This window comes from Ornithinimicrobium flavum, from assembly GCF_004526345.1.
Classification (GTDB): domain Bacteria; phylum Actinomycetota; class Actinomycetes; order Actinomycetales; family Dermatophilaceae; genus Ornithinicoccus; species Ornithinicoccus flavus.
Genome location: NZ_CP038213.1, coordinates 1954526 through 1966234, shown reverse-complemented (window position 1 = coordinate 1966234; position 11709 = coordinate 1954526). Strand labels below are relative to the sequence as shown.

Here is an 11709-nt window from a genome sequence, read left to right as displayed (position 1 = left end):
CGTTGACGACGGGACCGCGCGCTGCCGCCGTCGCGGGGAGCGCCGTGGCGGCGAGGGCCAGCGCGATCACGGCGGCAGCGATGGTCTTCTTGCGCATGATGGCCCCCTGGATGGGGATCTCGACTGGTGCCGGACCCTCGCTTAACGTAGCGTCCGGTGCGGACGCATCCGCTCGGGCGAGGTCTTCGGCCTCGTGGTCACCAAGGACGGGACCCGTGGGGGCCACAGCCGCTGGAAGTCCGGCTGCTACCGCATCGCCCGGGAGACGGGTATGCCGGTGACGCTCGGCTACGTCGACCGCACCACCATGACGACCGGCCTGGGCCCGACCCTGGAGCTGACCGGGGACGTCCCTGCCGACATGGACTGCATCCGGGCGTTCTACGCCGACAAGGCAGGATTCCGGCCCGAGCTGCGCGTCGAGCCGCGGCTGCGGGAGGAGAGCCGACCGGTGTGAGCGGGGAGGGGAGTCGTGCGCACCGAGCCGGCTGTCGCCCGCCAATACAAACGTCAGTGTTCTACACCGAGATGACGCGTTGATTGGCACAAGTCCGTCGGATCATCTGCCATTTAACATGTCATGATCCCGTCCGGTCACGTTCGCTACACCGCTGATGTCAAGTGGTGTCGCCAGGAGTTCCCTATGGAGAAGTGACAGAAAGTGTCACAGGGCCGAAGGGCCACGCTCACGCTCGCGCGACGGATGGGGCTTTCGCCTGAGCGCGTGTCCGTCACCGCTGCCGCTCAGACTGGCCCCGGCCCGGTCATGACCACATGGCGACCCATGCCGTGACGGTGAGCGCGGAGACGACGTGGACGATCATCCGTGCTCTGACTCCGACCCATCGTTTACGTAGGCCCACGCGCTCGGGCCCCACACGCGGACCATCGCACGGCCCCTGCCGCGCCGCTCGGCGCGGAGGGCGGTGGACCTGTCCCTGACTACCCAGGGTCCAACGTCCTTGCCCCGGTCGTTGGCGTACTGCGTCACGGACTCCATGTAGGGGTAGATCCTGTGGTGCAGCCCTCGAGACTTGCGGACATCGTCACCTTCGACCAAGCCTTCTCCCTCGTAAACCCCCAGCTCCGTGTGGTCGGTCCGCCCCAGTGGCGGACTCGGTGCCTGCCTCGGAGTCGCACCAGGGTGTCTGCTGGTCGTGCCGTCGGGGTCAGCCCCGTGCTGACGGATGATCCCGGCCAGGACGGCCACGCCTTCGGCCTGTCCGTCCTTGGTCGCAGCCTCGGCGTGCCTGAGGGCGACCTCCATGGCCTCACGGATCACGGTTCCCGTGCCCACCGCGAGGAAGTCGGCGTAGTCCATGACGCTCTGCGGGGTGCTGCTCTCGTACCAGCTGACGGTGTCGTCCGGTGACCGCCACGCAAGGTGGGTGATCAGTTGGACGGGAGAGCGCATAGCCGGTCGGGCGTCGTCGCCCCTGGTCATGGATCGCAGCGACGTCAGAGCCTCCTTGAACCCCTCGACGTCACGGTACGGACCCGTGCCCTCGACCCTGGTCATGACTGGTCGCCCCCCTCGTCGAAGTAAACAACCCGAAAGGTGGCGGCGGCAAGGCCGGGATCGCCATACTCGGCCATGAGGAGATGTCTGACCTGATCCACCAAGGCGCGGTACCAGGAGGCGGGGAACCCGAAATGGGTCCCGGCACGAGGAATACTCATGACGGGGTCTTCGGTCCTGAGCAGGTGCTCAGCGCAGTTGCGTGCCGCGACCTCACCCATCGCCGTGGAAATCAGATCCATGTCCTCCGCGACCCCGTCGGGAATGGGTCGGTGGCCGTTCTCCCATCTCTGGACGGTCTTGAGGGCCACGCCCAGACGTTCGGCAAGCCACTCTGCACTGAGCCCGAAAGTCTCTCGGCGGATTCGAAACTCTGCTGCCGTCAGCGAGGGCCAATCGGCGTGGACGGGATGGTTCGCCGGGAATGCGCTTCGGGTCGTTGTCAGGCTCGCGCCGAAATCGGGCGGCAGAGCGTCGATGGCTCGGATGATTGGTGTGTTGGGTTCGATGTTCGCCCATCCAAGTTCCTGGACGTGTGCCTCGTACTGAGGGTCGGGGTCCTGGAGCGACCAACCGCACCCCCCGCACCGCACCCGGAACATGTCGGTCTTGATGTCATTGCTCGCGCACTGCGGGCAAGACGTGAACTGATGGCTCATGTATGCGCCCCTTCATGGGAGTCGGTCGTGGCCTGGTGCCGTGACCTGCGTCTTACACTAACGGTCCCAAACTAGGACCGTCAAGTCCCTGCATGCCAGAGCGCGGGGGAGCCGCCCGGCTCGCGCCCGTGACACAGCAAGCTCGGACGTCAGAGCCTCCTTGAACCCCTCGGCGTCACGGTACGGACCCGCGCCCTCGACCTGGGCGGTGCGGTGCTCGGGCGTCGAACTTGGGTCGTTAAGGAGGTGCCGGTCTCGTGGATCTGTACGTAGTCAATGGCGAAGGCTGAGCTGTCGCCGCGTCCGTTTCGAGCGATGAGGAAGCTTCCACCGCCCTTGAGGCCGAGATCGACGACATAGAGACCACGGGACCGTTAAGCCTTTGACGCTTGCCGTGACACAGAAGCCCAGAATCCCGAACTGACCGATTAGGTGGCAGTACTGCCATGCGTCTTGGCGGGCGACACCGGCGCCTGTGTCGTGAGCAGGGCGATCTTGGCAACACTTTACATAATGTTGCTTATCGGCGTTCTCTCACCGCCGCAGCGTCCGAGTGATCGCCTCGTCGATCCTTCCGTCCGCGCCGATCTCCTCCTCACCGGTGGGACGCATACGGCGCGGTACTCGCCCGTGGCGCGTTCCACCAGGTCCGCGACGTCGATCAGGTCGAAGCCGCGCAGCCCGCCACACCATCGACGATGGCGCCCGGAGACTCTGTGATGAGCAGCTCACCGATGCCGCCCACCAGGCCGGCGTTGTCGGCCAGGCCGGCGAGAACCAGGACGGCCCCGTAGGCGAGGTGATCCGGCCTCGCGTCAGCCCCTGACAGGTAGGCGTCGATGCAGGCCTGCTGCACGGTGCTCTCGTCCATGGGCGGAACCGTATCTGCAGTTTTCGGTATACGCGCCGCTGCCAGGCGTCTTCTATTTGACATAACGCCCACCGGCCCCCGGCATCCCCGCAGGGACGTCTGCCTCCCCGAGTCTCGCCCACCAGCCGTGACAATGGGCCCATGTCTGAGCCGCGCAAGGACCCCGAGGCAAGCTGGGACGACGGTCCACCGAGCCCGGACCGGCGCGCTCGGCTGCGTGAGCGCTGGTACGACCTGCTCGACGTGGGCCGGCAGCCCCGCCTCGTGCGGGCCGCCCTCCGGTATGTCGTGGCCTGGGGGCACCTCGGCGCCGGTGGGGTCACGTTCACGGCGATGCTGTCGCTCACGGCCGCGCTGACGATCATCGTCAACATCGCGCGGGCCTTCCTCGGTGACCGACCCGAGCTGGTCGGCGAGGTCATCGCGGTCGTCAACTCGGTCATCCCCGGGATCATCGACGACGGCGGCAACGACGGTCTGATCCGGCCCGACCAGCTCATCCGTGACGGGAGCTGGGGCTGGACCACGGCGGTGTCCACCGTCGTCATCGTCTGGACGGCGATGGCGGTCATGACCGGGCTGCGGCGGACCGTGCGCCAGATGTTCGGCCTCGGCGGGGCCCCGCTCCGCTTCGTCCGGGGCAAGCTCATCGACCTCTGGGGCTTCTTCCTCATCGCCCTCACCTTCCTCGCCTCGTCCGCGGCCGTGTCGGCCGTGACCCTCCTGGGGACCACGGCCATGGACTGGCTGGGCCTGCGCAGCTCGGTGGCCGGGTGGCTGGTGGCGGGGTCCGCCCTGGTCCTCGTCGCCGTCCTGGACGCCCTGCTGGTCTGGCTGGTCATCCGGGTGACGAGCAAGGTGCGCGTGCCCTGGGAGGACATGCGGCAGGGCATGGTCATGGGCGCCGTGGGCTTCGGACTGCTGCGGGTGGGTGGCACCTCCCTGGTCGGTGCGATCTCCGCCGGCCCGCTGCTGTCCACCTTCGCCGCCGTCGCCACGGTGCTGGTCACCCTCAACCTGGCGCTGCGCTGGCTGCTGTTCGTCGCGGCGTGGACCGCCAACCCGCCGGCGGCGCACGTGCCGGTGCACCCGGACACCGTCCACGCGAAGGAACAGCCCAACTACGTCACGATGAGCGCACCACATACTCTCGAGTGGCCGCACCACCAGGTCACCGGCTCGCTCATCCCCGAGCTCGACCCCCGCTTCGACCGGGTCGGTCGCGAGCGTGGCGGTCGGTCGTCGCCAGACTAGGCCCGAGCCCCGACGGTGCAAGGAGAACACGACATGGCAGCCGACCCCCACTCCCCCGCTCCCCTGTGGGAGCCCACCGCGGAGGACGTCGCGGAGGCCCGGGTGACGGCCTTCGCGACATTCGCCGCGGAGCGCACCGGTCGCAGCTTCGCGACGTACGACCAGCTGTGGACGTGGTCCACGACCGAGCTGGAGGAGTTCTGGGCCGCGGTGTGGGACTTCTTCGAGCTGGGCACCGTCTTCGGTGACCACGGGCGCGTCCTGACGCAGGAGCGCATGCCGGGGTCGACGTGGTTCCCTGACGTGCGCGTCAACTATGCGCAGTACGTCCTGTCCCGCGGCCGGGACCAGGACGTGGCGGTCGTGGGCGTCGACGAGACGGGCGCGACCTCCGGTATGACGTGGGGTCGGCTCCGTCAGGAGGTCGCCGTCCTGGCGCGGTGGCTGCGGGAGCACGGGGTGGGCCGCGGGGACCGGGTCGTCGGCTACCTGCCCAACGTCCCCGAGGCCGTGGTCGCCCTGCTCGCCACCGCCTCGGTCGGCGCGGTCTGGTCCAGCGTGGGTCAGGACTACTCCCCCGCGGCCGTCGTGGACCGGCTGGGGCCGCTGGAGGCCACGGTGCTCGTCGCGGCGGAGGGCTATCGGTATGGGGGACGGGACGTCGACCGCCGGGCGGCGGTCCGGGAGGTCCTGGGCTCGCTGCCCACGGTCACCGACGTGGTGATGGTCCGCAGGTCCGGCGAGGACGGCGAGCGACTCGACGGGGTGTCGGCGCACGACTGGGCCCGGGTGGTGGCGGGGCAGGCGGAGCCGTCCTTCGAGCCGGTCGGCTTCGACGACCCGCTCTGGGTGCTCTTCTCCTCCGGCACGACCGGGCGGCCCAAGGGCATCGTCCAGTCCCACGGCGGCATCCTGATCGAGCAGCTCAAGCTGCTGGGCCTCCACCTCGATCTCGGGCCCCGGGACCGCCTCTTCTGGTTCACCTCCCCGTCCTGGGTGATGTGGAACATCCAGGCCTCCGCCCTGGCGACGGGGGCCTCGATCGTCTGCGTCGACGGCGCACCGCACCATCCCGACGCCACCCGCCTGTGGCGGTTGGCGGCCGACCACGGCGTGACCGTCTTCGGCTGCAGCCCCGGCTACCTCGACGCGTCCCGGGCCACGGGGATCGAGCCCGGTCGGGACCTCGACCTGTCCGCGCTGCGTGCCGTCGCCACGACCGGCGCACCCATCGGGCCGGCCACCCACGCCTGGGCCGTGGCCTCCACCGGTGGCCTCCCGGTCTACTCCATCAGCGGCGGCACCGACATCTGCAGCGGCTTCTGCGGGGGGCTGCGGACCGTCCCGGTGTGGCCGGGCGAGCTCTCGGTGCGCCACCTGGGCGTGGCGATGGACGCGTGGGACCCCGAGGGCCGGCCGCTACGCGGCGAGGTCGGCGAGCTGGTCATGACGCGCCCGCTGCCGTCGATGCCGGTGTTCTTCTGGGACGACCCCGACGGGGAGCGCTACCGCGAGTCCTACTTCGAGACCTACCCCGGCGTGTGGCGGCACGGGGACTGGATCACCATCACCGACCGGGACAGCGTGGTCATCCACGGACGCTCGGACGCCACGCTGAACCGGCACGGTGTCCGAATGGGCAGCGCCGACATCTACCACGCCGTGGAGGACGTGGAGGGGGTGCTCGAGTCCCTGGTGCTGGGGGTCGAGGAGCCGGACGGGGGGTACTGGATGCCCCTGTTCGTCGTCCTGGCCGACGCCGCGTCCTTGGACGCCGGGCTGCGGGGCCGCATCACCGACGCGATCCGGCACCGGGTGTCCCCGCGCCACGTCCCGGACGAGATCATCCAGGTGCCGGCGCTGCCGCACACCCGGACCGGCAAGCGTCTGGAGGTGCCGGTCAAGCGCATCCTGCAGGGCGCCGACCCCGACAGCGTGCTCCAGCGCACCGCCGTGGACGACCCGGACCTGCTGACCCCCTTCCTCGAGGTCGCCGGCCGGAGACGGGCCGGGCGGGCCTGAGCCCCGCCGTGCACCCTCGTCCACACCGGGGGCTCCGGCGCACCGCCTCGCCCACAGGTGGATGAGCTGCCCTTCCGGAGTGGGCGCCGGCGCAGCACGGTCGGGTCCATGTCCAGGCAGACGGCGGCACCGGCCAACGAGGTGCAGCTCACCGGGCGGGTGAGCGGAGAGCCCACGGAGCGGGAGATGCCCAGCGGCGACCGCCTGGTCCAGCTGCGGGTGGTCGTCCCGCGCCCGCTCCGCAGAGCCCGGTCCCGGGACACCACCGGGAGCACCGGCACCCGCCGGCAGGTCGACACCATCGACGTCGCCTGCTGGACCGCCCGGACCCGCGCTGCTGCGCTGCGACTGACCGACGGGTCGGGGGTCCAGGTCGAGGGCGCCCTGCGTCGCCGCTTCTTCCGCACCGGCTCGGGCGCCGTCTCCCGCTACGAGGTCGAGGCCAGCGCGCTGCGGTCGGTCGACCTGACCGAGTGACCGGGACCTGCGGCGACCGTCGAGCGGCACCACCCGTCGGTGGGGGTGTCTACCCTGGGCCCATGAGCGCCCTGCAGCCCCGCACCCACGAGGACGGCCGGTCCCGCCTGGTCGCCTACGACCACGGGGCCACGCTGGCCTCCTGGGAGCTGGACGGGCGCCCGGTGATCTGGTTGAGCCCACGGGCCGTGCTGGACGGGACCCGAGCCATCCGGGGTGGGGTGCCGATCTGCTTCCCGTGGTTCGCCGACGGGCCGACGGGTGACCTCCGCCCCAGCCACGGTGTCGTGCGGACCGCCACCTGGCGTCCCTCCGCGACCGAGGACGGGGAGGTGTGGGCGTGGGCTCTGAGCTCGGAGGACGTCGCCCACGTGCCGGGGGCGGAGCACCTGCCCGGCCCGTTCCGCCTGCGTTCCGCGGTGTCCCTGGGTGATGGCGAGGTGACCCTCCGGATGTCGGTGCACAACCCGGGCTCGGTCGCGTACCGGGCGGAGGTGGCCCTGCACACCTACCTCGCGGTGGCGGACCTGGACGCCGCCGAGGTGCACGGCCTGGACGGGGCGCCCTACCTCGACAAGGTGGCGGGGAGCAGGCGGGTGCAGGAGGGCCCCGTCCTGTTCCGCGGCGAGACCGACAACGTCTACGACTCCCCCGGTGAACCCCGACCGGTCCTCCTGGACGGAGGTGGCCGTCGGATGGCGATCACCCCGTTCGGGACGACCCAGACGGTGGTGTGGAACCCCGGCCCCGACCAGGCGGCGGAGGTCGACGACGTCGGGCCCGGTCTGTGGCGGGACTTCGTCTGCGTCGAGGTGGCGGCGACGGGGATCCACGCCCTGGAGGTCCCTCCTGATGGCTCCGTGCAGGTGGGTTTCCGCCTCGCGGTGCGGACCGGTGACGCGTCGTGACACCCTGGGGGCGTTCGTGACGGGCACGGGCGGCGGCAGCGGGGTCAGGCAGGTCGGTATGCAGGACGAGACGAGGGCCGGGGCGCACCCGGTCGACGGCGACACCGAGGCGGCGCGGACGCCGGACGAGGTGCGGCCGTCGCAGGAGGAGCGGCCGCCGCCGGAGGCCGAACCGCCCCGCACGGTGGACGACGACGTCCCGGACGGCACCGTGAGCGACCCCGGGGAGCAGGACCTGCACGCCGAGGGTGATGACACGGTCGACCGTGGTGCCCTCATCCTGGAGGGGCTGCGGGGGGTCGCCGCCTGGTCGTGGCGCTTCCTGCTCGTCGTGGCCGCCCTGGCCGTCATCCTCTACGTCATCGCCCAGGTCTGGGTCGGGGTCCTCCCGATCCTGCTGGCCCTCATCATCAGCTCGGTGCTGTGGCCGCCCGTGCGGTGGCTGCGCGGCCACCGGGTCCCCGCCGGACTGGCCTCCGTCGTGGTGCTCCTGGGCGCCCTGGGGGTCTTCGCGGCCATCATCGCCGGGATCAGCCCCTCCGTGGCCGGTCAGAGCCGGGAGGTCGCCGCGCAGGCCGGCGAGGGCCTCGACTCCATCCTCGCCTGGCTGGCGGGCCCCCCGGTCAACCTGCAGAGCGACCAGCTGGACGGGTATGTCGAGCAGGTCACCACCTGGCTGCAGTCCCAGGCCAGCGCCCTGGCCTCGGGCGCCCTCTCGACCCTCACGACGGTCGGCTCGGCCGTCACCACCTTCCTGCTGGCCCTGGTGCTCACCTTCTTCTTCCTCAAGGACGGTCCGGGCTTCCTCCCGTTCGTGCGGCGGATCACCGGGCGCACGGCCGGCCGCCACCTCACCGAGGCCCTGACCCGGGTGTGGACCACGCTCGGTGGCTTCCTGCGCGGCCAGGCCATCGTGGCGGCGATCGACGCCGTCTTCATCGGCATCGGTCTGGTCATCCTGGGGGTGCCCCTGGCCATCCCCCTGGCGATCATCACCTTCTTCCTGTCCTTCATCCCGATCGTGGGTGCCGTCGTGGCGGGGGCCTTGGCCGTGCTCGTGGCCCTGGTCTCGCAGGGCTTCACGACCGCGCTGTGGACCCTGGCGGTCGTCCTCTTCGTCCAGCAGGCCGAGTCCACGTTCGTCTCCCCCACCGTGCAGAGCCGAGCCGTGTCCATCCACCCCGTGCTCGTCCTGCTCGGCGTGGCCGCCGGCGGCACGATCTGGGGCATCCTCGGCGCGTTCCTCGCGGTGCCGATCATCGCGTGCGTGCTCTCGGTCATCCGCTACGGCAGCGAGCAGCTGGACCTGCGCACCGGCGAGAAGCACGCCGAGGAGGTCAGGAGCCTGACCCCCGAGGGGGCCCAGGCCGCAGCCCTGGCCGAGCAGTCCGCCCCGGTGTTCCAGATGCGCGCCAAGCGTGCCTACCTCCAGGCCGAGGGTGAGCGGGGAGCGGCGCGGGTGGCGATGTTCGAGCGGACGACCGACCTGGCCACCTCGCTGCGCGACCGGCTCCTGTCCCCCATCCTGAGGCGGGACGGCGACCGGGACACCGGGCCGCAGCCCGAGGAGGACGAGCCCCGGCCCTCCCCCTGAGCCCTCCCACACCCCATACAAGGAAGAGGCACCCACCGGGCGGTGGGTGCCTCTTCTCGTCGGAGGTCAGCGGGTCGCGTCGCGGAACCCGTCCTTGACGTTCTCGCCGGCCTGCTTGGCGTCGGCCGAGACCTGGTCCATCTTGCCCTCGGCCTCCATCTGCTCGTTGTCGATCGCGTCGCCGGTGCCTTCCTTGATCTTGCCCTTGGCATCCTGCGCGGCGTTCGAGATCTTGTCTCCGAGACCCATGTGTCCTCCTGAAGGTGGTGGTCGGGCGATACCCCTCCACCTTTCCGTGCTCGTTGCCGCGCCGCAACCGGAAGCGTCCCCCGGTGTGGGACAGTCATGCCCATGACCGCCCCCGTCCCGGTGCTCAAGGCCGACCCCTCCCGCGAACGCACCCGGGCCCACCAGCGGGCCTTCGGGTGGTACGACTGGGCCAACTCCGCCTACGTCACCACCACGGGTACGGTCCTCATCTCGCCCTACCTCACGGCGCTGGCGCGCGCCGACGCCTGCCCCGACCTGCCGTCGGGCGCGGAGTGCACCACCGACCTGTCCGTGCTGGGCGTGCCCATCGCGGTGGGGGCCCTGGCGCCGTACACCATCACCGTCGCCACGGTCGTCTCGGCACTGGCCCTGCTCTTCGTCGGGGCGATCGCCGACCGGCACCCCCGCCCGGTGCGGCTCCTCGGCGGGCTGGCCTGGACGGGTGCGGTCGCCGCCAGCCTCATGTTCTTCCTCTCCGGCAGCAACTGGCAGCTCGGCGTGCTCCTGGTGGTCGTGGCCAACCTGTGCCTGGGCGCCTCCCAGGTGGTCTACGACGCGCTGCTCATCCGCGTCGCCGAGCCGGACGACCGGGACAGGGTCTCCTCCCGCGCCTGGGCGCTCGGCTACCTGGGCGGCGGCCTGCTGCTGGCGCTCAACCTCGGCGTTATGACGACGTACGAGTCCCTCGGCCTGAGCTACGAGATGGCCATCCGGCTCAGCCTGCTATCGGCGGGGCTGTGGTGGGGGGTGTTCACCATCATCCCGGTGCTCGGCATGCGGCGCATCGTGGGCACCACCGCCACCCCGTGGACCGGTCGGCGGGCGTGGTCGGGGGCACCCTGCGCCAGCTGGGCTCCACCTTCCGCGAGCTGCGCCACTACCCGCAGACCCTGCTCTTCCTGCTGGCCTACCTCTTCTACAACGACGGCATCCAGACCGTCATCGCCTCCGCCAGCCTCTACGGCATCGAGGCCCTCAAGTTCGAGACCAGCCAGATGATCATCACGATCCTGCTCGTGCAGTTCGTGGCGTTCGGAGGCGCCCTGCTCTTCGGTGCCGTCGCCTCCCGGGTCGGGGCCCGGCGCACGGTCCTCGCCGGCATCGTCCTGTGGACCCTGGTGGTGAGCTTCGCCTACTTCGTGCCCGAGGGGGCGTTCACCGTGTGGCTGGTCTGCGCGGTGGGCATCGGACTGGTCATGGGCGGCACCCAGGCGCTGTCCCGGTCCCTCTACTCCCAGCTCGTCCACCGGGCAAGGAGTCGGAGTTCTTCAGCTTCTACCAGGTGATGGAGCGCGGTACGAGCTGGTTCGGCACCCTGGCGTTCGGTCTCGTCTACCAGCTGACCCGCGACTACCGGCCGGCCATCCTGGTCACGATCGCGTTCTTCGTCGTCGGTGGCCTCATCCTGACGCGGGTGGACATGCGCAAGGGCATCGAGATGGCCGGCAACGAGCAGCCGCGCCTGGTCTGACCGGCAGGAACGCGCGTCCGGTGTGGCAGGAACGCGCGTCCGGTGGGACGACGACGGGGCGCCACCTGGTGCAGGTGACGCCCGTCGGGGGGTATGCGGTGCGCTCAGGCGCTGCGCTTGCGGGAGGGCTCTCACCGCGCATCTCGCGCAGGACGCCCAGCCGCTCCTCGAGCAGCTCCTCCAGCTCGGGGATGGAGCGACGCTCCAGCAGCATGTCCCAGTGGGTGCGCTGGGGCTTGGTCGCCTTCAGCTCCGGCTCGGGGCCGTTCTCCAGCTTGGCGTCCAGGCCGCAACGGCACTCCCACAGCGGCGGGATCTCGGCTCGACGAGAAGGGCAGCTCGCTGACGTGCCCGTCCGGGCAGACGTAGCGGCTGATCGCCCGCTCGCTGAAGGTGACGCCCTCGTCGCTCTCGAAGGACAGCCAGCTCAGGTTGGTTCCGCGCAGGGACCTCTCTGCCATATGTGTGCACTCCCTATCGTGTCCCGGGACACGGCTGATCCGGGTGGTGGGTGGTCGGTGCCGTGGGCTCGCAGATGGTGCGTCGTGCCCTGCGTTGTTCAACGCCGTGCACGTGCCGGTGTTCCCCCCGGGGCGCGGTCCGGCGCGTTCCGGTGGACGGGCCGGCTGCCAGGAGGGGGACATGTCATGGTAGCGAGGTCCGG

Annotated in this window: 10 protein-coding genes and 3 pseudogenes; 8 read left to right on the top strand and 5 right to left on the bottom strand. The window is 70.7% G+C overall.

Going from position 1 to position 11709, the window contains the following annotated elements:
- Positions 1–163 precede the first annotated feature (163 nt).
- Positions 164–457, top strand: a pseudogene (locus E3Z34_RS09175) (lysophospholipid acyltransferase family protein); the annotation flags it as partial.
- Positions 458–820: 363 nt separating this feature from the next.
- Here the strand turns inward: E3Z34_RS09175 and E3Z34_RS09170 are convergent.
- From E3Z34_RS09170 to E3Z34_RS09160, 3 genes are all read right to left on the bottom strand, one after another.
- Positions 821–1519 carry a hypothetical protein gene (locus tag E3Z34_RS09170; RefSeq protein WP_134773344.1) on the bottom strand — a complete coding sequence of 233 codons (699 nt, stop codon included), beginning with the start codon at positions 1517–1519 and terminating at the stop codon, positions 821–823.
- On the bottom strand, positions 1516–2178 hold the full coding sequence (locus tag E3Z34_RS09165) for a helix-turn-helix domain-containing protein (RefSeq protein WP_202976935.1): 663 nt from the start codon (positions 2176–2178) through the stop codon (positions 1516–1518). Before E3Z34_RS09165 ends, E3Z34_RS09170 begins: the two co-directional genes overlap by 4 nt.
- A 661-nt stretch (positions 2179–2839) precedes the next feature.
- A complete protein-coding gene (locus tag E3Z34_RS09160) occupies positions 2840–3049 on the bottom strand; it encodes a hypothetical protein (RefSeq protein WP_134773343.1) in 210 nt (69 codons plus the stop codon).
- Positions 3050–3190: 141 nt separating this feature from the next.
- On the opposite strand from E3Z34_RS09160, the gene E3Z34_RS09155 reads away from it, so the two are divergent.
- From E3Z34_RS09155 to E3Z34_RS09135, 5 genes are all read left to right on the top strand, one after another.
- Positions 3191–4303 carry a YihY/virulence factor BrkB family protein gene (locus E3Z34_RS09155; protein WP_134773342.1) on the top strand — a complete coding sequence of 371 codons (1113 nt, stop codon included), beginning with the start codon at positions 3191–3193 and terminating at the stop codon, positions 4301–4303.
- Positions 4304–4336: 33 nt separating this feature from the next.
- A complete protein-coding gene (locus E3Z34_RS09150) occupies positions 4337–6325 on the top strand; it encodes an acetoacetate--CoA ligase (protein WP_134773341.1) in 1989 nt (662 codons plus the stop codon).
- 108 nt (positions 6326–6433) lie between these two features.
- Positions 6434–6802, top strand: a complete 369-nt coding sequence (locus E3Z34_RS09145; RefSeq protein ID WP_134773340.1) for a single-stranded DNA-binding protein — start codon at positions 6434–6436, stop codon at positions 6800–6802.
- A gap of 62 nt (positions 6803–6864) precedes the next feature.
- The gene (locus tag E3Z34_RS09140) at positions 6865–7710 is read left to right on the top strand and encodes an aldose epimerase family protein (RefSeq protein WP_134773339.1); all 846 of its coding nucleotides are present in this window, start codon (positions 6865–6867) and stop codon (positions 7708–7710) included.
- Complete coding sequence (locus E3Z34_RS09135) at positions 7697–9304, top strand: AI-2E family transporter (protein WP_238695094.1); 1608 nt, start codon at positions 7697–7699, stop codon at positions 9302–9304. The genes E3Z34_RS09140 and E3Z34_RS09135 overlap by 14 nt, the downstream gene beginning before the upstream one ends.
- A 66-nt stretch (positions 9305–9370) precedes the next feature.
- Here the strand turns inward: E3Z34_RS09135 and E3Z34_RS09130 are convergent, their stop codons facing one another.
- Positions 9371–9553, bottom strand: a complete 183-nt coding sequence (locus tag E3Z34_RS09130; protein WP_134773338.1) for a CsbD family protein — start codon at positions 9551–9553, stop codon at positions 9371–9373.
- Positions 9554–9649: 96 nt separating this feature from the next.
- Between E3Z34_RS09130 and E3Z34_RS19790 the strand changes: the two genes are divergently transcribed.
- On the top strand, positions 9650–10573 hold the full coding sequence (locus E3Z34_RS19790; protein WP_420818946.1) for an MFS transporter: 924 nt from the start codon (positions 9650–9652) through the stop codon (positions 10571–10573).
- Positions 10456–11045: pseudogene (locus E3Z34_RS19785) on the top strand (MFS transporter); the annotation flags it as partial. The gene E3Z34_RS19790 and the pseudogene E3Z34_RS19785, both read left to right, overlap by 118 nt.
- 130 nt (positions 11046–11175) lie before the next feature.
- Here E3Z34_RS19785 and E3Z34_RS09120 read toward each other — a convergent pair.
- Positions 11176–11506, bottom strand: a pseudogene (locus E3Z34_RS09120) (RNA polymerase-binding protein RbpA); the annotation flags it as partial.
- Positions 11507–11709: the final 203 nt, after the last annotated feature.